We start from the raw sequence: 20,494 nt of genomic DNA on the forward strand, positions 1-20,494 counted from the left end.
TGAATATGGCTCTCATGCCATTCGGGTAAATGCGTTGGTGCCCGGCGGAACAGATACACCAATGGCGGAAGAATTTGGCACTGCACCGGAAGTGGTTGAGTTTGTTAGGCAAATACATGCCCTAAAGCGTACCGCTGCACCAGAAGAGATGGCAAAATCGGCGCTATATCTTGCTTCGGATGACTCAAGTTTCACAACGGGCACTGCTATGCTGGTTGATGGTGGTGTGTCTATTAATAAGACTTAAATAAATTGTTGATATGCACAACGAATGTAAAAAAGGTTAAAAAATGGCTGATACTCAACACATAAACTATGAGCGTATTGCAGCTGCTATCGACTATATAAAGTTGCATTTCAAAGATCAGCCATCTTTAAATGAAATTGCCGGTGTGGTTGGTTTAAGCGCTTTCCACTTTCAGCGTTTGTTTTCGCAATGGGCGGGTGTTAGCCCTCAAAAGTTTATTCATTATTTAAGTATTGAATATGCCAAGCAATTATTAAAAGACAACCAATCAACGTTACTTGATACCGCTTATGAAGCAGGATTATCCGGTACAAGCCGATTACATGATTTATTTGTCAATATTGAAGGCATGACCCCAGGAGAATTTAAAAACGGGGGCGAAAATCTTGTGATCAACTACTGCTTTGCTGATAGCCCGTTCGGAAAACTGATCGTAGCTTCTACAGCCAAAGGCATATGCCAAATGTGTTTTGAAGAGGATGAAGCTCAAGCACTATCTAATTTGAAAGCTCACTTTCCTAATGCTAAATACCACCAAGTGGTGGATGCATTTCAACAGAGCGCGTTACTTATTTTTCAAAAAGATTGGCAGCAGCTTGATCAAATTAAATTGCATCTCAAGGGTACGGATTTCCAATTAAAGGTGTGGGAAAGCTTGCTGAAAATCCCTTTGGGTACGGTTTCTACTTATGGTGCAATGGCTGAGAGTATTGATAGACCAAAAGCGTCAAGAGCAGTAGGGACAGCAATAGGTCGTAATCCGGTGGCATTTTTAATTCCATGTCATAGGGTCATTCAGGCGAGTGGTAATCTTGGTGGTTATATGTGGGGTGAGACACGAAAATCAGCCATTGTGGGCTGGGAAGCAGCGAAGGTTAATACTTAAAAATAAACAAAATGGCTATAAAGATGAAAGCAGTTATTGAGTAGCAATGCTATTTAATATGTGAAATGTTGCTGATTGATATCAAAAAGTGATTATAGAATGATGTCTTTTCGCTTGGTTGTCAGGGCATGCTTGGGAATACATAAACCATGAAAGACTCGAAGGCGTTTTGGGATGAATCGGCAGAAAAGTATATTAGCGGTGCCACCGCCATTTGTCATGCGCCTCATGTGAAGCATGTTGTTGGTACGGATATATCTGACAAGATGATAGAGGCGGCAAAAAAGAGGGCGATCGAGGCTGGAGTAACAAATATTACATTTCAGCAGGGTACGTTAGATAACCTGACATTCAAAAATGAAAATTTTGACGCTGTTTTGGGCTTGAATGTATTGCATCTTTTGGAAGATGTCGATGATGCGATTATTGAAATTTATCGCTTGCTAAAACGTAATGGTGTGTTTATTTCAAGTACATCGTTAATAGGGGAGATCAATTTTGCCTTTCGGTGGTTGATCTCTGCGATGCAGTTCTTTGGTTTAGCGCCTTATGTTAACCGTTTTACTAAAAGTCAGCTTATTTCTAAATTATTGACGTCTGGCTTTGTTATTGAGCGAGAATGGCAGGTTAGTTATGAGTCTGTCTTCATTGTCGCAAGAAAAATCTAGTTGCGATGTTGAGTCAAAGCAAATCATTTATTTTCTCTGCTCTTTTCTCTTTTCTCTTTTGTTCTCTGGTGTTGTTTCTGGCGCTTCGCTTGTTTAAAGCGATCGCTTGGCCCAGTGCCAGTCTAGTGCTGTGACGCCTATGTTCGGCTGCCGGTTGTTCCATATCTAAAGTACACATTACTAGCTATTGAAAAAATATGTGTATTTATGCATATTGATCCATATTTATTAATCAATATGTATAAATAAACGGTTTATTTGTTTTATTTTAATTACCTGATCAGGCTATCAGCTCAGTACTGGCGAGCCTTGGAGAGGTGTGTCGGTGAGCAAAGCCATACTCAAGGGGCATTGGCTGACATAAGCTGAGGCGCGGCGCAAAACATTGAGCTTGATCAGCTACTATTTTGTTTAAATATTTATTTTAACTTGAATAAATATGTGTATTTATGCATATTGATCTATATTTACTAATTAATATGTACAAATAAGCGGTTTATTTATGTTATCTGAATTACCTGGTCAGGCTGTCAACGCAGTGCTGGCGCGCCTTGGAGAGGTGTGTCGGCAAACTCGTATTGAGCAAAGCCATACTCAAGCAGAGCAAGCGGCATTGGCTGAAATCAGCTTACGCGCGGCGCAAAACATTGAGTCTGGTCAGTCTGGGCAAACTGCAATTTTGTTTAAATACCTATTCTCATTGGGCTTGCTTGATCAAATTCATACGGCCTTGCCAGACCCTGATGCCGTATCGCCCATTGAGCAATTAGCAATGGATAAGGCAAAGCCTAAAAAGCCGCAGCGAGTGACGAAGCCTAAGATGGCAGGTAAGCCTAAGCCAAAATGGGGTGATGAAAAACCAGCCAGTGCGCGGCCTATGGCGGGTAAGGATGATAACTAATGGCCATTGAACTTGCAGAGGTGGTGTTGTGGGGCACAACCATTGCCGTTGTGCGCTGGGATGAACAAGCCAGTGTTGCTGACTTTCAATACACGCCAGAATTTCAAAACTTTGGTATTGAATTAGCGCCAGTCGCTATGCCTGTACGGGCCGCGCCGTATCGGTTTGCCAACTTAAACAAAGAGACCTTTAAGGGTTTACCGGGTATGTTGGCTGATGTGCTGCCTGATAAATTTGGTAATGCCTTGATTGACCAGTGGTTAATCAAACAAGGTCGCAGCCCATCTGATTTTAATCCTATCGAGCGTTTATGTTATACCGCTGACCGTGCCATTGGTGCGTTAGAGTTTAAACCGACCCAGCGATATTTTGACCACGACGAAGGCTCTCAAATCGAGCTGGATAAAATGGTGCGCTTGGCCAGTTTAGTGTTGCAAAAAAAGCAGTTTGAAATTGACAGTCATGACTTAGATGGCGAGGCACTCGAACAGATCTTACAGATAGGGACATCCGCTGGGGGCGCTCGTGCAAAAGCCATTATTAATTGGAATGAGTCCGAAAATATTATTTTACCAGGCCATGTAAAACCGCAAGCAGGGTTTGACGGCTGGTTAATTAAATTTGATGGCGTGAGCGAAAATCGAGATAAAGAATTGGCTGACCCATTAGGCTACGGCCGTATTGAATATGCGTATTATTTGCTTGCACAAAAAGCAGGCATTGAAATGATGGAAAGTCGGTTATTAGAAGAGGGGAATCGCGCCCATTTTATGACTAAGCGTTTTGATCGCGTTGATGGTGATAAATTACACATGACCAGTTTATGCGGTTTAGGGCATTTTGATTTTAATGACCCAACCTCTACCAGTTATGAGCAGGCCTTTGTATTGGCAAGACAATTGAAAACTCCCCGTGAGCATGTGGCGCAATTATTTAAACGCATGGTGTTTAATTTGGTGTTTCGTAACCAAGATGATCACACTAAAAACATTGCGTTTTTAATGGATCGTAACGGTGATTGGCAATTAAGCCCAGCGTTCGATGTGGCGTATAGCTATAACCCAAAAGGATTGTGGACGTCTAAACATCAAATGAGCGTTAACGGTAAACGTGATGATTTTATCTTGAGTGATTTGTTGTCAGCGGCCGAGCAGACGGGTTTATCTAAGCAAAAAACAAAACAAATTATTGATGACGTGTTGGCGTGTTTACAGTTTTGGCCTGAATGTGCAGAGTTGGCTGGTGTGAAACGCGAGATGATGGTTTCGATTGGCAGTACATTCAGATGGTTTAATTGATCTTCTTTTTGCTTTTAGCGTCGAATTTTATTGATTTTTTCTAGTGAGTGCGTGAAGCTAAATTTTTAAGCTCACATAAAAGCGTGTTTGCGTCTGTGTTTTTTTGTATCGCAAACCAAAGTATAGATAGGTATTCCATTTGGAGTTTTGCATGATGGAGTTGAGTTAACGAATATTCACCATAAAAAGCTAGAAGCTGCTCTTCTTCTTGTGTGTTTAGTTTTGCGCTGTCACTGAACACAGCCAAGTCCCATATTGGGTTGCCACGTCCTGCGTATTCCCAATCAATTAAATGCAGCTTTCCGTCGGAGTCTTTGATCCAGTTATGAATATTGGTGTCCATGTGGCACAAGGCAGTTTGTGGATTGTCTATTTGTAATGCGTCATCAAGTATTCGTTTGAGTCTTAAGGCCTCAGGTGTATTGATGCTTGGTTTAGGTAATATTTGTTGCCAAAAATATTCGGCGCGCTCAATAATATCCACGCTTGGCCAGTGTGATTTTATTGGTTGCTTGTGTGCTTGTCTTAATATTCTAGCAATGCTGGCCAGTTCATTGTTGATGTTAAAATCATGTGCTTCTAGCTCGGCTAATGTGTGGCCATCAATGTAAGGGCGCACCCAATATTTAAAGCTAGGTTCTTTGTACAAAATAATAGGGCAAAGGTCTAATGCGCTAATACTTTCGACTATTTCATATTCACTTTTGTGGTCAATATTGAGCGATTGTGCGTTACTCGCATTAATGCGAATGACAAATTGTTGAGGTGTTTCTAAGACTGAGTTTTGTGGAGTAAAGTCTTGTGTATCGCTACTGTGTATAAGCGATAGTCTAACTTTGCTAAGGGTGACCAGCCAGTTTTCGTTCGTTAGACCTTGTTCTAGTGGTGTAAAGGTACAAGCTGCTTGATTACATTGGTTTAAGATTGGCCATAGCGACCAATCTTGTAATGCTTCATTAAGGGCTTGTGACTCTATTTTCATATTTATGCGGGCTGTGCTTTGGTTGTTGTTTGTTTGTGCTTTGTATATTTTTAGCCATGCAGCATAACCGAAGACTACCATAACCACATATACGGCCATGAGTAGCGCGGTTAAATATAACTCGCGATCTATGTATAAATATATGGCTAAAGCATCAATGACAAACCAGTAAATCCAATTTTCAAGTACTTTTTTTGCAACCATATACGTTGTGACTACTGCACCCCAAGTGGTAAATGAATCTAGGTAGGGCATGACAGCAGTCGTGTTTTCGCTTAATAAGAAGCCACTTATGAGCGTCATGACGAGTACGCCACCAATGGTAAGTGTATGCTGTTTTCCAGTCCATGTGGTAATGGGAAGCTTAGGTGTTAATGAATTTTGCATTGCGGAGTTTTGTGGCTTTTTGTTCCAGATGTACCAGCCGTATATTGCCATAGCTAGGTAATACACATTTAATGCGGACTCCATAACTAGACTGACATCAAAAAACAACCAACTAAAAATAGCCGTACTGCCGAAGGCTGCATACCAGCATAGGCTGTTTTCACGCATGGCTAATACTAAATACGCAACGCCGAGTAATACAGCGATGACTTCCCAGTAGCTCATGGCCTGCGCGGCGGAGATGACACTTTGGATAAACGTATCGGCGAAAGATGTGGGTGCTTGAATATCAGCTTCCATAATTAGACCTTAGTTGTCGCCATGTGGATTAAGTGCAGGGTCTAGATTCGCACCAATAAATTTGCACGCAAAAATCGCTTTACCAAATTGCTCATATGAGCGTTTCATTTCTTTACTTAAAATAGACATGACTAAATCGTATTCGCCAAAAATTTGCGTGCTCATGGTGTTGCCCACCACGCTGATGCCATCGGTGGCATTTAAGCGATCGATGAAATCTTTAATGGCCGGAATGTAATCATCGGCCAATGGATATTTGCTGATCTCAACGGATAGTTCCATGTGGGCTCCAGTTTTGCGTTAATGTAGTAGGGCAGGCATTGCCTGCCGAGGTTTTTGTCGGGCGGTGCCCGACCTACGGTTTGTTAAAAATGCTGAGTGGCTTGAATAGTGATTAAGCGTGGCGCAGCAAGTTGAGTGTAGGTTTTTGCAGCGTAACCGTCTCGTGGGTCATTACCAAAGTAGAACCCTTTAACAGCATAGTCTTCATCCGTTAAATTGTGGCCATGTAAACTTATGCTGCTATTGCCTTTGGTGTAGCTGAGTGCGGCATGCCAAAGTTGATAGCTTTCTGATTTTTGGTCGTGGCTATTAGAAAAGTAATAGGTGTCTTTGTATTCTGTTTCTAATCGCAGTTTTATTGATTCTGTAAAGCTAATATTTAAAGCGGTTGCACCTGATATTTCCGGTGCGTGTGCTTGCGAGCGGCCATCTTTATCAATTGTAATAACGTTGCCGTTGCTATCTTCTGATTTGAAACTGTAATTGTTTAGTTTGGTTTTTAGGTAGCCAAGTGATGCCTGGCCGCGTAAAAATTGCCGCTCAAGCAAGACGGTATCTCCGCTGGTGAGGGATTGGGCAAGGCCTGATTCATCGATGTATATTTGATTGCTGCCGATTACCGTTTCGAGAGTGTTTTTCTGCCATTCAAATTCTAGCCAAACCCCTTGGTGAGTATGAAACTGATATAGCGAAGCATGAACATCTAGATCAATGTGGTTAGTGCTTTGCTGTGCTCGCGCTTTTGGGCCTCGTGCCATCCAGCCTGTTGGCTGTTTTCGGTAGGCTTGCATATCAAGTGAGGCACCATAGGTTTGCTCTTTGTCGTCAGCGGTATCGATAAGGTATTGGTGTTGAATTTGGTTAATACCACTATAAACGCCGAAAAACTCAGCCCATGAAGTATGGCAGTGCAGAATAACGGAGAGCGCAAGCATGTAATGAAAGGGTCGCATCATAGAATATATATCGACCAAGCCCTTAAAATATTCACTTCTGTTACATAAGTTTACAAAATACCTTATAAAAGAAACGGTATTGACTTAAGTGCTAGGCTATATTAGCCACATCAGTTTTGTTTAAAAGCTGATCATTGTGTGACTCCTTATTTTATTTGGCGCCTTTTAGGCGCTTTTTTTTTGCCTTTTATCTAAATAGAGGTGGGTTTAGAACTGTACTAATGGAGACGCAGTGTTAAACTTGCGCCAAATTTTTAGATAGGGTTCTGGCATGACTGAATCTGCTGAACAACAACTGACTAACACCACTCAAAAGCGTATTTTAAGCTGGCTAATTTTATTAGCGGGTATATATGCGATCTTACTCTCGGTGGGCTTGGTCGGCTCAGGCTTTAAGTGGGTATCGGGTGGCTCTGAAGGCGCAAGAGAGCTTTTCGCCTTTGCTACAAATCCATTCCTCGCACTTCTAATCGGTATTCTTGCAACATCCCTCGTACAAAGCTCTAGCACCGTTACTTCTGTTATTGTTGGTTTGGTTGCTGGCGGCTTGCCTATCGAAATTGCGATTCCTATGGTCATGGGTGCCAACATTGGTACGACTATTACCAATACGTTGGTGAGTTTAGGCCATGTGCGCAAAAAATCGGAATTCCGTCGTGCTTTCGCAGCCGCTACGGTTCATGACTTCTTTAACCTTATGTGTGTGGCGATTTTCCTTCCGCTTGAAATTATCTTTGGCTTCTTAGAGAAAGCCAGTGCTTGGCTTTCAACGCATATGATTGGCGCAGATTCTATGAGCATGAAGGGCTTTAACTTCATCAAGCCCATTACCAAGCCTGTTATCAGTGAAATTAAATCACTGTTAGGTGTGTTCCCTGATAAAGTAGCGGCAATTACGCTTATTGTTTTGGGTATTCTATTAATTTTCGTATCCATTACGATTATTGGTCGTGTGCTTAAAGGCCTTATGGTTGGTCGCGCTAAGAAAATTCTACACGGTGCCATTGGTCGTGGCCCAATCTCTGGTATTGCCAGTGGTGCGGTTGTGACTGTGTTGGTTCAATCGTCTTCAACGACCACCAGTTTAATGATTACCGCTTGTTGGTTCTGGCGTATTTAAGCCTCGCGATATTTATCCGTTCACATTAGGTGCTAATATTGGTACTACCATCACGGCGTTATTAGCGGCAACGGCTGTATCAGGCGTTGGTGCAGTGGTTGCTCTGCAAATTGCACTTGTACACTTAATGTATAATTTGCTGGGTGTCATAGTGATATACGGTATTCCTTTCCTCAGAGAGATACCTTTAAAAGCAGCCGAGCGTTTAGCCGAAGTAGCAACAAAGCGTCACTCTTTAGCGGCACTGTACGTACTGAGTGTATTCTTCCTGCTGCCGGGCTTGTGTGTATTTATTATGTCTAGCATGAGCTAAGGAGATAGCTATGGGTAAGAAACGAATTAAGGAACTGCAAAAACAGGTCAAGGATGCAAAATCGACGCTGGCTGATTTAGAAAAAAAGGCCAACAAAAAGATTTTAAAAGCGCAACATAAAGTGATTGAAGATCTCGAAAATATGATCGGTCAAGAAACTTTGCGTCGTGAAAGCTTGTTAGAATTAAGCGAAGAAGCTTGGCAAGAAGCCAAAGAGCTTATGGATAATTTAATTCAGAAGGTTAAAAACGTAGTGAAATCGAATAAATAATTCGATTTCACTAAAAAAGCCCCTAAGTAAGCAGCTTACTTAGGGGCTTTTTTTTTGCTCGTCGAAAATGGATTAATTTAGGCCCATAAACCATTGCTTGTTTTGAGGATGCTTAAAGCTGATGTCCGTAGCGAGCTGTTTGACCTTTGGGTCGGTGAGGTAAAAATGAATTTGTTGTGTAATTTGCTGAGCGATATTGCCGTAATTAAAGCTTAAAAAGTTTTCACCATCATGAAACTGCACACTGAAGTCGTCAGTGGTATGAATGCCTTGGTGCTGTAATTGTTTTGCTAGGTTTTGAGTGACGTTACGGTAGGCCAGTTCTTTTAATAAAAAAGGCAGGCAGCCGGGTATATTAAAAGACCATGCCTCACGGTAGAAATCAGCGTCTAATGATTTTGCTTGTTCAATAAATAAGTTGGTAATGCGGCTACCTGCATTTGCTTCAAATGGAATGCTGCTTGGGCAACGATAACGGTATTGGATGTTATGGCTGGCGTCGTCGTTGACATGGGTTTGCATGGATGCAATTAGTTCGTTGTCTAAGATGACCTTGAAGCGAGTCGGCCATAGCTTGTCTTTTGATGTGTAGACGCGGATTTTTTGAATTTTATTGAGGCCGTGCTCGCAGCGTGCGGCATTGTCAGCCAGTGTGACACAAAGATATTCTGCAAAGCGGTCAAAGTCGTAATGTGCATTTAGGTTGGCCATGTTTCCTCCGAATGAATGGGAGTCTTATTCTTAAACGTAATAATCAGACGTTTTTTATAATAAGATCTACTCTGTCTGTGATTCAAACTTAAGTATAGACAGAGTAGCGTAACAGGCTTATTTAGATGAATAATTTAATTTATTCACCTTTTAAGTAGTTCAATACATCCTCGTGGTGAGTCTTGGTTTTGAACTTGTCCATAATATGAATCAGCTTGCCTTTCTCATCAATAATAAAGGTAATGCGGTGAATGCCATCATATTCACGTCCCATGAACTTCTTAAGGCCCCACACGCCGTATTTTTCGGCAATCGTGTGGTCCTCATCCGATAAAAGGGTGAAGTTAAGCTCGTCACGTTCTTTAAACTTTAGAAGGCGAGCTGGCGCATCAGGACTAATTCCAAGTGTTACGACATTCAGCTTATCGAGTTCTTTTTTGCTGTCTCGTAGACTGCACGCTTGTGTGGTGCAGCCAGGCGTCATGGCTTTAGGGTAGAAATACAACACGACGGTTTGCCCACGAAAATCCTTCAAGGCTACTTTGCTGCCGTTTTCGTCTAGTGTGGTGAAGGCAGGAGCTACTTTACCAATGGTAGGGCGAATCATAGGGTGTCCTTTCGGTGTTTAAGTTAACCTTTAAGCTTGAGTTTTAACGCAGTCTTGGGGACGCAGCAGCAGGGTAATATCTCACCTTCATTGATCCAAGCCATAGGCTCTTGCAGGTAAGCCACTTTGCCTTCGACTAAGTCCGTGCGACAACCACCACAATAGCCTTCTCGGCATTGGTAGGGCAGTTGAACACCTTGTGCCTCTAAGCTTTCAAGTAAATTATTGGCATAGTGAAACGCTAAAGGCTCAGCGATGCCGTCTATTTGCAGATTGTATACGGGTTTCTCGAAGCCTTGGATTTCAAGTTGTTGGTCATCTTGAGGGGCTTCTGGGTTGCCAACCGGCAGGTACAGTTCAGATTGTGGGCGAGCCTCGTCAGAAGATGAGGGCGCCTCAGGACTTTCAAGCTGAAAGTCCTGATGGTCGATGGCATCATCTTCAAGATGAAACTCTGAGTTTGACTCTTTTGATTTATCTCGCATTGCCAACATAGTTACGTCGAGCTTAAAGTTCGATATCGCTGAAGTCTTCTAGTGATAATGCGCTATCAATGGCACCCACTAGGTAAGAGCTAATTTCAGCTTCTTGTGGGGCTACTTGCACATTGTCGCTCACTAACCAAGCGTTGATCCACGGCAGTGGGTTTTGCTTTGTTGTGAAAATGCTATCAAGGCCAACCGCAGCTAAGCGCTGGTTTGTAATGTATTCAACGTATTGGCAAAGAATATCTTTATTCAGGCCAATCATGCTGCCGTCTTTGAATAAATACTCAGCCCATTCTTTTTCTTGCTCGGCGGCTTCACGGAAAATCTCGATCACATCGTCGCGACATTCTTTGGTGATTTCACCCATTTCTGGGTCATCTTTACCCATGGCCCAAATTTGCAGCATGTGCTGAGTGCCCGTTAAGTGAAGCGCTTCATCACGAGCAATCAATTTAATGATTTTGGCGTTGCCTTCCATTTTTGCACGCTCTGCAAATGCAAAGCTGCACGCAAAGCTCACATAAAAACGAATGGCTTCTAATACGTTTACAGAGGCAACGGTTAGATACAGTTTGCGTTTTAAATCACGCAGGCTTATTTCGACGATTTTACCGTTTATTTCATGCTTACCTTCACCCAAGTTTTGGTAATAAGTTACGCTTTCAATAAGGTCGTCGTAATATTTGGTGACGCTTTCTGCACGCTTGGTGATGTATTCGTTAGAAACAATGTCGTCAAATACGGCGGCAGGATCACTGATGACATTACGAATAATATGCGTGTAAGAGCGGCTATGAATGGTCTCACTGAATGACCATGTTTCTATCCATGTTTCTAGTTCAGGCAAAGAAACAATAGGCAGTAACGCTACGTTAGGAGAGCGCCCTTGAATACTATCGAGTAATGTTTGGTATTTAAGGTTGCTTAGGAAAATATGTTTTTCGTGCTCTGGTAAATTTGCAAAATCTTTACGGTCAGTCGAAAGATCCACTTCTTCAGGGCGCCAAAAGAAAGACAATTGCTTTTCAATTAGCTGTTCGAAAATTTTATATTTTTGTGTGTCGTAGCGCGATACATTGACGTGTTCGCCAAAAAACATAGGCTGGCTAAAGGTGTCGAATGTATTGCGATTAAATGTTTGATAAGCCATGTTTTACACTTCTGAAAATGACAATAAGTTTTCACTTATTGAATAAGGGCAGTATGTAAACATACAGCCCTTAATGATTTGAAAACCGAAAAGCCCGCTAGGGCTTTAGGTGTACTAGATTTTACAAGCACCGCCTGCACAATCGTCTTCTAAGTCTTGTTGAGAATCATCAGCACCGTCACGGGTATTGTGGTAATACAACGTCTTAAGACCCAGTTTGTAGCTGGTTAATAAGTCTTTTAATAAGACTTTCATCGGCACTTTACCGCCATCAAATTTAGATGGATCGTAGTTTGTGTTGGCCGAAATGGCTTGGTCAACAAACTTCTGCATCACACCCACTAGCTGTAAGTAGCCTTCGTTGTTTGGCCACTGCCATAACAACTCATAATTACCTTTGATATTTTCAAAGTCAGGCACAACTTGTTTTAAGATGCCGTCTTTGGATGCTTTAACACTGATGTAGCCACGTGGTGGCTCAATACCGTTGGTGGCATTACTGATCTGAGACGATGTTTCAGATGGCATCAATGCGGTTAGTGTTGAGTTACGTAGGCCGTGGGTTGTAATGTCATTGCGCAGGGCTTCCCAATCGTAACGAAGCTCTTCTTTGCATACGGCATCGAGTTCTTTTTTGTAGGTATCAATTGGCAAGATACCTTGTGAGTAGGTTGTTTCGTTAAACTTCTCACATGGGCCAACTTCTTTCGCCAGCTTGTTTGATGCTTTTAACAGGTAATACTGAATCGCTTCAAAGGTTTGGTGAGTTAAGCCCAGTGCGCTGCCGTCGCTGTATTTAACGCCATTCTTAGCAAGGTAGTATGCGTAGTTAATGACACCTACACCTAATGTGCGACGTGACATGCTTGAAATTTCAGCCGCAGGCATTGGGTAATCCTGATAGCTTAATAAGTTATCAAGGGCACGCACAATAATGTCAGCCAGTTCTTCTAATTCGTCTAGGTTTTCAATGGCACCTAAGTTGAACGCCGCTAGCGTACAAAGGGCGATTTCACCTTCAGGGTCGTTGATTTCTTTTAACGGCTTAGTTGGCAGAGCAATTTCTAAGCATAAGTTTGATTGGCGAATCGGCGCAACGGTTGAATCAAACGGGCTGTGAGTATTACAGTGATCGACGTTTTGAATGTAAATACGACCAGTACTGGCACGCTCTTGCATCAAAATAGAAAACAGTTCAGCCGCTTTAATGGTTTGCTTGCGAATATGTGGATCGTTTTCGTACTTAATGTACAGCTCTTCAAATTTCACTTGGTCTTCGAAGAACGCATCGTATAAGCCTGGTGTGTCAGATGGGCTGAACAATGTAATGTTGCCACCTTTGATCAAACGCTCATACATCACTTTATTGAGCTGTACGCCGTAATCTAAGTGACGTACACGGTTTTCTTCAACACCGCGGTTATTTTTAAGAACCAATAACGATTCAACTTCCATGTGCCAAATAGGGTAGAACAACGTAGCAGCACCGCCGCGTACGCCACCTTGAGAGCAGCTTTTAACCGCTGTTTGGAAGTGCTTATAAAATGGGATACAACCAGTATGGAACGCTTCACCGCCACGAATAGGGCTACCCAATGCACGGATACGGCCAGCATTGATACCAATGCCCGCGCGTTGCGATACGTATTTAACGATGGCACCCGCGGCTGCGTTGATTGAGTCTAGGCTGTCGTCGGTTTCAATTAATACACATGAACTGAACTGGCGAGTCGGAGTACGTACACCCGCCATGATTGGCGTTGGTAGTGACAGCTTGAACATAGACACCGCATCGTAAAAACGACGAATGTAATCCATACGAATTGACTTATCATAGCTGGCGAATAAACACGCACCAATTAGGACATACAAAAACTGAGGGCTTTCAAATACTTCACCTGTCACACGGTTTTGTACGAGGTATTTGCCTTCAAGTTGTTTAACCGCTGCATAGGCAAAGTTAAGGTCGCGGTTATGGTCAATGAAGTTGTCCATCTCTTGGAAATCAGCTTCGGTGTAATCTTCTAGTAAGTGGCGATCATAACGTTCGCTATCGACTAAGCGAGCGACTTGATTATATAGAGTAGGTGGCTCGAATTGACCGTAGGCTTTTTTACGCAAATGGAAGATGTTTAAACGCGCAGCCATGTATTGATAATCAGGCGTATTCTCTGAGATTAAATCAGCCGCCGACTTAATAAGCGTTTCATGAATATCAGAAGTGGTAATACCTTCATTTAGTTGGATTTGTGCGCGTAATTCAACTTCAGATACAGAGACGTTATCTAGACCCTCTGCAGCCCATGTAAGCACCTTATGAATTTTATCTAAATCTAAAGGAGCACGATTTCCGTCGCGCTTTGTTACATGAAGTGTGCTGTTCATTTCTGCCCCTTACCCATACAAAAACATCGACTCTAATAATAGAGAGGATAAAAAAATTGGTTTGTTGAAGTTCCGAATGAAGATTTGGCTGCCAATTGATCACTTTGTTCTTATTTTAAGTAATTGTGTTCAAAATGCGAGCAATCAATACTGCTCAAACTCGGAATAAGCACAGGATATTGTGCTTGGGAAATAGAATCAACCTATATGTTGTGTTTAGGCGGAAATGAACTTGTGGATAAATTGTGGGTAATCGGTGGGTAATAAGTGTGTAAATAGAGGCTGTTAGTAGTGGCTAACGCCAGAGTGTCGTTATCAGTAATATCAACTAATCTTAAAATGTGGGCACATGATCTTTCAAGCAAAAGCTGAAAATATTTACAAGATTGGGCAGGATGCCGACAAGAGTCTAAATTAATGTATATTAAAGTTACTTACCTATTCTAGGATGATCTATGGAACAGACACAGCAATCTGATGAAGCGTGGCAGATTTTAATTGTTGAGGATGACGAGCGTTTAGCGGGCTTAACGCAAGAATATCTCGAATCCAATGGCATGCAGGTGTCTGTGGAGGGTGATGGCTCGGTTGCGGTTGGTCGTATAAAAAGTGAGCAGCCTGACTTGGTCATTTTAGATCTTATGTTGCCAGGTGAAGATGGCTTGTCCATTTGCCGTTTGGTGCGTCCATATTATAACGGCCCGATTATCATGCTGACGGCTCGAGATGATGACCTTGATCAGGTGCTTGGTTTAGAAATGGGGGCTGATGATTATCTAGCAAAGCCGGCGCGTCCGCGCGTGCTGCTTGCACGTATTCGAGCATTACTGCGTCGAGTGAAAGAAACCCCTGATCATAACGCGACTAAAGCCGGAGCGAGCGGTGAACAAAACCGAGTGACCTTTGCCAATCTTGTGGTTGATAACAGCATGCGAGAAGCGTGGTTAGATGAAGAGTCGATCGATTTAACCAGTGCCGAATTTGATCTGCTTTGGCTGCTAAGCTCCAATGCTGGGCGAGTACTCAGTCGTGAAGAAATCTTCACGGCGTTACGGGGCATTGAGTATGACGGCCAAGATCGTTCTATTGATGTTCGTATTAGTCGTATACGGCCTAAAATAGGCGATGACCCGTTGCAGCCCAAAAGAATTAAAACGGTTCGCAGTAAAGGTTACTTGTTTGTAAAAGAAATATAGGCACAATCGTTTTTTTGCAGGCAGGAGAGACACCATTTTTTCTCGTGTGTATATCGGGGTGTTAACGATTTTATTGTTGGTCTCCATTTCGACGTTAGGTTCGTTGTGGCTGGTTGATCATATAAATCATAAGCAACATCAGCAAAGCATCATGGGCGGTATTTTGTTACTTGCTACGGGCGAAATTAAAGCCTCTAAAGGCGACGTTGCGTCTGTTTCTAAATTGTTAGGCGTGCCGCTTACCCTAACGCCTATCAAACAATCTAATTTAAGCTCAATCGATAAAGCCAGACTCGAAGACGGCCAATATCTTTTAACGAACACAGGCGATGGCGGCCTAAAGGTGCAAGCAGGTGTCGCGTTAAACCAAACCCGATATCTTTTAGAAGGTACGTTCCTAGATTTCCGCACGACCCATATTCGTGGTGCCGCCTCTTTAATTCGTCAGCTTGTTCAGCGTGAAGAGCAAGGATTGTCTGAATTGATTGCACTGTACTCCAATGTAAATAATTTACCGGTACGAGTGTTGGATCAAAGTGAGGCGGCTCAATATGAAAATGAACGGGCCAATATGATCGCGCCAAATTACTCAGCCTTTTATGACTTAGATGGCAGCAGTGGTCGATTTTATACTTATCTACCGGAAACCCAGCAGACCATTGAAATGGGCCCGATTGTTTTTCGCCAAGGCTTGTCATTGCAGTCTGTTTTTGTGGTGATTGCCTTGGCCATTATTTTAACCGGCATTGCCGTTTATTGGTTGGTGTATCGTTTTGAAGTGAACTTGCAGCGATTAGAGCGTGCAGCTACTCGTATTGCGACAGGACACTTGAACTCACGGGTGAAAGTGGAGTCGCAAGATGCATTTGGTCGACTGGGTGAGTCGTTTAACCGTATGGCCAGTCACATTCAGAGATTGATGGCGGTGCAAAAAGAAATGATTCGCGCGGTGAGCCATGAACTGCGCACCCCCGTTGCGCGCATGCGCTTTGGTGTGCAGATGCTCGAAGACACCACCACAGATGATTACACGCAAAAACAATTGCATGAAATGGATCAAGACCTGCAAGAGTTAGATGAACTAGTTGATGAAATTTTAACCTACGCTCGCCTTGAAGAGGGCGGTCCAATTTTAGAATTCAAGCAAGCCAATATGCTGGACTTGGTGGATCAAGTCGTGGAAGAGACGCGCAGACGCACAGACAAAGTTGAAATCAATTGGCATAGCCAAACTGTGAATGAAGACCAAATTTTTAGTGATGTCGAATACCGGTATATGCATCGCGCCATACAAAACTTAGTGGGCAACGCATGCCGCTATGCCAAAGGCCAAGTTTGGTTAGAGTACAGTTTTGATAATGGTATTTGCCGCATTGATGTTGAGGACGACGGCGAGGGCATTCCTGAAAAAGATTGGCAACGTGTGTTTTCACCTTTTACACGCTTGGACGATAGCCGCACTCGAGCATCTGGCGGCTATGGCTTGGGTTTGTCGATTGTACGTCGGATTATCTATTGGCATGGCGGTCAAGCCTTTGTTAATAAGAGCCGCTGGGAGGGTGCAAAAATGAGTTTGCTGTGGCCGCAAAATCATCAAGTATCCATTACTAGATAGACTAAATTTGAAACTTGGTTAAAAAAAAGCCTGATTTTACAAGATGTTACAATAGTATACATTTCTGCTACAGATAAGCATTTCAATAGGTTTCATGATGCATTCGTGTTTCCGTAAGGGAGTACAGTGAGAATGTAGCGAGAACTTCGGTTCTACTTTTAACCCGCCTTTGGCGGGTTTTTTTTGCTCTAAAAATGGGGTTGGACATATTTTTTTGCAAAAAAGCGCTAAAAAAGCGGGTAAGTTGATCGTTTGGTCAATTTGTTGTCGCCTGTTTTTCCTGTCTGTGACAAAATTCGCATCATCGCGTTAAACTGACTCTGGACGTCGTTCCATTTAATCGGTCAGTGCACACATTTTCAAAGTTCAATAGAGGTTCCCCATGAGCGTATATGAAATCAGCCACCCTCTGGTTAAGCATAAACTTGGCTTGATGCGAGCAAGTGATCGCAGTACTCGTAGCTTTCGTCAGCTAACGGGTGAAATCGGTAATCTACTTACCTATGAAGCGACCAAAGACTTAGAGCTCGAAGATTACACAATGGATGGCTGGTGCGGAAAAATTACGGCACAACGTATTCGTGGTAAAAAAATCACCGTCGTGCCTATTTTGCGTGCTGGCCTTGGCATGCTCGATGGCGTTTTGGAATTATTACCAAGCGCCAAAATCAGCGTAGTTGGCTTGTACCGTGATGAAGAAACCCTAGAGCCTGTAAGTTACTTCGACAAACTAGCGGGCGACATTGATCAGCGAATTTCGTTGGTGATTGACCCAATGCTTGCCACAGGTGGCTCAATGATTGCCACCATCGACTTATTAAAAGAAGCGGGTTGCGAAAGCATCCGTGCATTAGTATTGGTTGCTGCACCAGAAGGCATCGCAAAAGTACAAGCGGCACACCCTGACGTCGACATTTATACTGCATCCGTAGATAGTCATTTAAATGAGCAAGGCTACATCATCCCAGGCTTGGGTGATGCGGGCGATAAAATCTTCGGTACAAAATAAGAAGTAAGGGTGTTTAATGAGTAATCAAGTTGAAAACAAAACCTGGCGAACGGCCTTAGCGGGCTTACAAATGCTGTTTGTAGCATTTGGCGCATTGGTATTAATGCCGTTAATCACTGGCCTTGACCCAAGCGTGGCGTTATTCACGGCGGGTGTGGGCACACTTATATTTCAAGTGGTCACAAAGCGTAGCGTGCCGGTTTTCTTAGCATCGTCGTTTGTGTTTATCGCGCCGATTGCCTTCAGTGTGCAAACATGGGGAACGCCAGCCACCATGGGTGCGCTTTTTTGTGCGGGTTTAGTGTATGTAGTATTGGCCAGTATTGTGGCGATTCGCGGCCCAGGCTTTTTGCATCGTATTATGCCGCCAGTGGTGACTGGCCCAATCATTATGATTATTGGTTTAGGTTTAGCCCCAATTGCGGTGAACATGGCCATGGGTAAAACGGGCGATGGCGCCGCAGAATTGTTCCCATATGGCCAAGCGCTTTTGGTTTCAATGTCTGCTTTAGTCAGTACATTAATTGTGGCTGTGTATGCCAAAGGTATTTTTCGTTTAGTGCCTATCTTAGCGGGTGTTGCGGTAGGTTATGCGGTTGCGGGTTTCAGTGGCATGCTCGACATGGCGCAAGTGAACAATGCAGATTGGATCGCCATGCCAAACTTCATTGCACCCGAATTTCACCTTGCGGCGATTTTGTTCATGTTGCCAGTGGCGATTGCCCCTGCCATAGAGCACGTGGGTGATGTATTAGCGATCAGCAGCGTAACCGGCAAAAACTACGTTGAAAAACCGGGTTTACACCGTACTTTATTAGGTGATGGCTTAGCCACATCAGCGGCATCTTTATTTGGCGGCCCACCAAATACGACATATTCAGAAGTCACTGGCGCCGTTATGTTAACCCGTTCATTTAACCCCGTTATCATGACGTGGGCGGCGGGTATCGCTATTTTGTTAGCCTTCATTGCTAAGTTTGGTATTTTGCTACAAACCATTCCGACACCTGTTATGGGAGGCATTCTGATTCTACTGTTCGGCTCCATTGCCGCAGTGGGTATGAATATTTTGATTAAAGCAAAAGTTAACCTAAACGAGCGCCGTAACCTTGTGATTGTATCGACCACGTTAGTGTTTGGTATTGGCGGCATGGCGTTTACCTTTGGTGACTTCAGCTTACAAGGCGTAAGCTTATGTGGCCTTGTGGCAATCGCATTAAACTTAATATTGCCTCATACCAATGATGACATCGACGACCTGCACGAAGAGCAAGAATTGATGGATCAACTGGTAAAAGACGATTAATCACTCGTTAGCTTGAAGCGTTAATTATTAATGAAAGATAGGTAGAGCAATAAATAAAAAGAAAAAGTCGCTTATGAAAATAAGCGGCTTTTTTTATTTTTGCTTTATGAACTTGGGGTTCAGTGTCATAAAAATAGATGTGCATTATTGCGACAAAGCAGGGTGGCTGAAGTTTTAGATTAGATTGCCATTCAATAGGTGTCGCATTTATTTGTAGGCATCACATTGTTAGCTTAACCGCTATGGTGGACAGCTTGTGCTAGAGTTTAGGTTGATATATGGACTGCACAAAGGGAATGAAATTCAATCATATATGTATTATGCATATGGTTATCAGTAATATATAACGTTGCATGATGTAAGATGAGTATTGTCATATACAAAACATTGGCAGATGTAATCTAAATGCTTTACAGCATGATATGCAAAAAAATAAGGGCCTTAAGATGAAGGCCCTTATTCAATAAAGCGTCTATTGATTATTTAAATGCAGCAATTTCTTTTGTTACTAGGCTGAGAGCTTTTTGTGCATCGGCGTCACTGCGACCACATGCATAGCCCGATGTGCAAGTACGATCAGGGTCAGAGAAAACAGCTAACTGATTAGTTGTATTGAACTCATGAGGGTATCCCATGATGGTTGAAAACTCATAATCGACACCATAGCCAACACCGTATTCATAAACACCACCAACGGCACCTTGTCTGACAGAATGGCCTAGACCCATGTTATGACCAAGCTCGTGTATGAACGTCATGGTTGGGTTGCCGCAGTCGGTTGACGTAATGTTATAGGCATAGCTTTGATATCTTTTATAGTCAGTAGGATTGATTGCCATGCCATATATATCACCTGCAATACCACAAATATAACCGCCACCAGGGAACGAAACACGAGAGCCTAACACAGCAACAAAATCAGCCTTGTATTCATCTCGCCATCTTCTGATCGAAGAATTTTTATAAACACTTTCGATGCCGTCGGCAGAGCGGTCAACGCTTAGGTTTGATGCTACATAATTAGTTGATAAACCATAAGGCTTAGCGACTAATTTTAGTTCTATCGATAAGCCACTATCTGCATAATATTGGTTGGATGTTTCAATCATATTAGATATCTCGGTTTGGATATCAAAGCTTCTGCTTTCTGCCTCAGGAGTATAATAAACATCAATCATCACATCGGTTGCTACAGCAGGTAGGCTTACTAATGCTGAAAGAGATAAGCCTAACAAGTTTTTTCTGGTTATTGCGTTTATCATGGTACTTTCCTTTTCATTATTGTGGTCTTGCATTTTTTCAATCAAAATTGAATTGAAAAAGGGTGGTAACACTTATAAGTTATAGGAAATCACAGAGTGACCATCTTATTGACAGATTGAACACTATTGATTACTTCACCTTTTTATTCATATT

General features: G+C 42.7%; 20 protein-coding genes. 11 read left to right on the forward strand and 9 right to left on the reverse strand.

Going from position 1 to position 20,494, the window contains the following annotated elements; all coding sequences use genetic code 11:
* The 5 genes from ACU6U9_RS15275 to ACU6U9_RS15295 form a co-directional block, all read left to right on the forward strand.
* A partial coding sequence (locus tag ACU6U9_RS15275) for an SDR family oxidoreductase (protein WP_446735889.1) occupies positions 1–247 on the forward strand: 247 nt, incomplete at its 5' end.
* Between the two features lie 43 nt (positions 248–290).
* Positions 291–1,133 carry a methylated-DNA--[protein]-cysteine S-methyltransferase gene (locus ACU6U9_RS15280; protein WP_446735890.1) on the forward strand — a complete coding sequence of 281 codons (843 nt, stop codon included), beginning with the start codon at positions 291–293 and terminating at the stop codon, positions 1,131–1,133.
* A gap of 149 nt (positions 1,134–1,282) precedes the next feature.
* Positions 1,283–1,801, forward strand: coding sequence for a class I SAM-dependent methyltransferase (locus tag ACU6U9_RS15285; RefSeq protein WP_446735891.1), 519 nt, complete (start codon positions 1,283–1,285; stop codon positions 1,799–1,801).
* A 502-nt stretch (positions 1,802–2,303) separates the two neighbouring features.
* On the forward strand, positions 2,304–2,702 hold the full coding sequence (locus ACU6U9_RS15290; RefSeq protein WP_446735892.1) for a hypothetical protein: 399 nt from the start codon (positions 2,304–2,306) through the stop codon (positions 2,700–2,702).
* Positions 2,702–4,000, forward strand: a complete 1,299-nt coding sequence (locus tag ACU6U9_RS15295) for a type II toxin-antitoxin system HipA family toxin (protein ID WP_446735893.1) — start codon at positions 2,702–2,704, stop codon at positions 3,998–4,000. Before ACU6U9_RS15290 ends, ACU6U9_RS15295 begins: the two co-directional genes overlap by 1 nt.
* 40 nt (positions 4,001–4,040) lie before the next feature.
* On the opposite strand, the gene pnuC is transcribed toward ACU6U9_RS15295, so the two are convergent.
* The 3 genes from pnuC to ACU6U9_RS15310 form a co-directional block, all read right to left on the reverse strand.
* Positions 4,041–5,669 carry a nicotinamide riboside transporter PnuC gene (gene pnuC / locus ACU6U9_RS15300; RefSeq protein ID WP_446735894.1) on the reverse strand — a complete coding sequence of 543 codons (1,629 nt, stop codon included), beginning with the start codon at positions 5,667–5,669 and terminating at the stop codon, positions 4,041–4,043.
* Positions 5,670–5,678: 9 nt separating this feature from the next.
* Complete coding sequence (locus tag ACU6U9_RS15305; RefSeq protein ID WP_446735895.1) at positions 5,679–5,951, reverse strand: hypothetical protein; 273 nt, start codon at positions 5,949–5,951, stop codon at positions 5,679–5,681.
* 83 nt (positions 5,952–6,034) lie between these two features.
* On the reverse strand, positions 6,035–6,907 hold the full coding sequence (locus ACU6U9_RS15310; protein WP_446735896.1) for a hypothetical protein: 873 nt from the start codon (positions 6,905–6,907) through the stop codon (positions 6,035–6,037).
* 271 nt (positions 6,908–7,178) lie between these two features.
* Between ACU6U9_RS15310 and ACU6U9_RS15315 the strand changes: the two genes are divergently transcribed.
* A complete protein-coding gene (locus ACU6U9_RS15315) occupies positions 7,179–8,027 on the forward strand; it encodes a Na/Pi symporter (protein ID WP_446735897.1) in 849 nt (282 codons plus the stop codon).
* A gap of 323 nt (positions 8,028–8,350) precedes the next feature.
* Positions 8,351–8,611 (forward strand): hypothetical protein, encoded by a 261-nt coding sequence (locus ACU6U9_RS15320; protein WP_446733956.1) that lies wholly within the window; start codon positions 8,351–8,353, stop codon positions 8,609–8,611.
* 72 nt (positions 8,612–8,683) lie between these two features.
* On the opposite strand, the gene ACU6U9_RS15325 is transcribed toward ACU6U9_RS15320, so the two are convergent.
* The 5 genes from ACU6U9_RS15325 to nrdA form a co-directional block, all read right to left on the reverse strand.
* On the reverse strand, positions 8,684–9,322 hold the full coding sequence (locus tag ACU6U9_RS15325) for a hypothetical protein (RefSeq protein ID WP_446733957.1): 639 nt from the start codon (positions 9,320–9,322) through the stop codon (positions 8,684–8,686).
* Between the two features lie 139 nt (positions 9,323–9,461).
* Positions 9,462–9,929 carry a thioredoxin-dependent thiol peroxidase gene (bcp, locus tag ACU6U9_RS15330; protein WP_446733958.1) on the reverse strand — a complete coding sequence of 156 codons (468 nt, stop codon included), beginning with the start codon at positions 9,927–9,929 and terminating at the stop codon, positions 9,462–9,464.
* Between the two features lie 23 nt (positions 9,930–9,952).
* Entirely contained in the window at positions 9,953–10,423 is a 471-nt protein-coding gene (gene yfaE / locus ACU6U9_RS15335; RefSeq protein WP_446733959.1) for a class I ribonucleotide reductase maintenance protein YfaE, read from the reverse strand.
* A gap of 13 nt (positions 10,424–10,436) precedes the next feature.
* Positions 10,437–11,567 carry a class Ia ribonucleoside-diphosphate reductase subunit beta gene (nrdB, locus tag ACU6U9_RS15340; protein ID WP_446733960.1) on the reverse strand — a complete coding sequence of 377 codons (1,131 nt, stop codon included), beginning with the start codon at positions 11,565–11,567 and terminating at the stop codon, positions 10,437–10,439.
* Between the two features lie 114 nt (positions 11,568–11,681).
* A complete protein-coding gene (gene nrdA, locus ACU6U9_RS15345; RefSeq protein ID WP_446733961.1) occupies positions 11,682–13,952 on the reverse strand; it encodes a class 1a ribonucleoside-diphosphate reductase subunit alpha in 2,271 nt (756 codons plus the stop codon).
* A gap of 455 nt (positions 13,953–14,407) precedes the next feature.
* On the opposite strand from nrdA, the gene ACU6U9_RS15350 reads away from it, so the two are divergent.
* From ACU6U9_RS15350 to ACU6U9_RS15365, 4 genes are all read left to right on the forward strand, one after another.
* A complete protein-coding gene (locus ACU6U9_RS15350; protein ID WP_446733962.1) occupies positions 14,408–15,148 on the forward strand; it encodes a response regulator in 741 nt (246 codons plus the stop codon).
* Between the two features lie 58 nt (positions 15,149–15,206).
* Positions 15,207–16,763, forward strand: a complete 1,557-nt coding sequence (locus ACU6U9_RS15355) for an ATP-binding protein (protein ID WP_446733963.1) — start codon at positions 15,207–15,209, stop codon at positions 16,761–16,763.
* Positions 16,764–17,145: 382 nt separating this feature from the next.
* The gene (upp, locus tag ACU6U9_RS15360) at positions 17,146–17,772 is read left to right on the forward strand and encodes a uracil phosphoribosyltransferase (RefSeq protein ID WP_446733964.1); all 627 of its coding nucleotides are present in this window, start codon (positions 17,146–17,148) and stop codon (positions 17,770–17,772) included.
* Between the two features lie 16 nt (positions 17,773–17,788).
* Positions 17,789–19,078: a uracil-xanthine permease family protein gene (locus ACU6U9_RS15365; RefSeq protein ID WP_446733965.1), complete on the forward strand. Its 1,290-nt coding sequence runs from the start codon at positions 17,789–17,791 to the stop codon at positions 19,076–19,078.
* 479 nt (positions 19,079–19,557) lie between these two features.
* Here the strand turns inward: ACU6U9_RS15365 and ACU6U9_RS15370 are convergent, their stop codons facing one another.
* Entirely contained in the window at positions 19,558–20,340 is a 783-nt protein-coding gene (locus tag ACU6U9_RS15370) for a zinc-dependent metalloprotease family protein (protein WP_446733966.1), read from the reverse strand.
* Between the last annotated feature and the right edge of the window lie 154 nt (positions 20,341–20,494).

The sequence above is a fragment of the Pseudomonas sp. HK3 genome, from assembly GCF_052920985.1.

Coding starts and splice junctions, on each gene's coding strand:
- ACU6U9_RS15315 (WP_446735897.1), top strand. CDS start 7,179: ATGACTGAATCTGCTGAACAACAACTGACTAACACCACTCAAAAGCGT.
- ACU6U9_RS15310 (WP_446735896.1), bottom strand. CDS start 6,907: ATGATGCGACCCTTTCATTACATGCTTGCGCTCTCCGTTATTCTGCAC.
- nrdA (WP_446733961.1), bottom strand. CDS start 13,952: ATGAACAGCACACTTCATGTAACAAAGCGCGACGGAAATCGTGCTCCT.
- ACU6U9_RS15320 (WP_446733956.1), top strand. CDS start 8,351: ATGGGTAAGAAACGAATTAAGGAACTGCAAAAACAGGTCAAGGATGCA.
- pnuC (WP_446735894.1), bottom strand. CDS start 5,669: ATGGAAGCTGATATTCAAGCACCCACATCTTTCGCCGATACGTTTATC.
- nrdB (WP_446733960.1), bottom strand. CDS start 11,567: ATGGCTTATCAAACATTTAATCGCAATACATTCGACACCTTTAGCCAG.
- yfaE (WP_446733959.1), bottom strand. CDS start 10,423: ATGTTGGCAATGCGAGATAAATCAAAAGAGTCAAACTCAGAGTTTCAT.
- ACU6U9_RS15305 (WP_446735895.1), bottom strand. CDS start 5,951: ATGGAACTATCCGTTGAGATCAGCAAATATCCATTGGCCGATGATTAC.
- ACU6U9_RS15365 (WP_446733965.1), top strand. CDS start 17,789: ATGAGTAATCAAGTTGAAAACAAAACCTGGCGAACGGCCTTAGCGGGC.
- bcp (WP_446733958.1), bottom strand. CDS start 9,929: ATGATTCGCCCTACCATTGGTAAAGTAGCTCCTGCCTTCACCACACTA.
- upp (WP_446733964.1), top strand. CDS start 17,146: ATGAGCGTATATGAAATCAGCCACCCTCTGGTTAAGCATAAACTTGGC.
- ACU6U9_RS15290 (WP_446735892.1), top strand. CDS start 2,304: ATGTTATCTGAATTACCTGGTCAGGCTGTCAACGCAGTGCTGGCGCGC.
- ACU6U9_RS15280 (WP_446735890.1), top strand. CDS start 291: ATGGCTGATACTCAACACATAAACTATGAGCGTATTGCAGCTGCTATC.
- ACU6U9_RS15285 (WP_446735891.1), top strand. CDS start 1,283: ATGAAAGACTCGAAGGCGTTTTGGGATGAATCGGCAGAAAAGTATATT.
- ACU6U9_RS15370 (WP_446733966.1), bottom strand. CDS start 20,340: ATGATAAACGCAATAACCAGAAAAAACTTGTTAGGCTTATCTCTTTCA.
- ACU6U9_RS15350 (WP_446733962.1), top strand. CDS start 14,408: ATGGAACAGACACAGCAATCTGATGAAGCGTGGCAGATTTTAATTGTT.
- ACU6U9_RS15325 (WP_446733957.1), bottom strand. CDS start 9,322: ATGGCCAACCTAAATGCACATTACGACTTTGACCGCTTTGCAGAATAT.
- ACU6U9_RS15295 (WP_446735893.1), top strand. CDS start 2,702: ATGGCCATTGAACTTGCAGAGGTGGTGTTGTGGGGCACAACCATTGCC.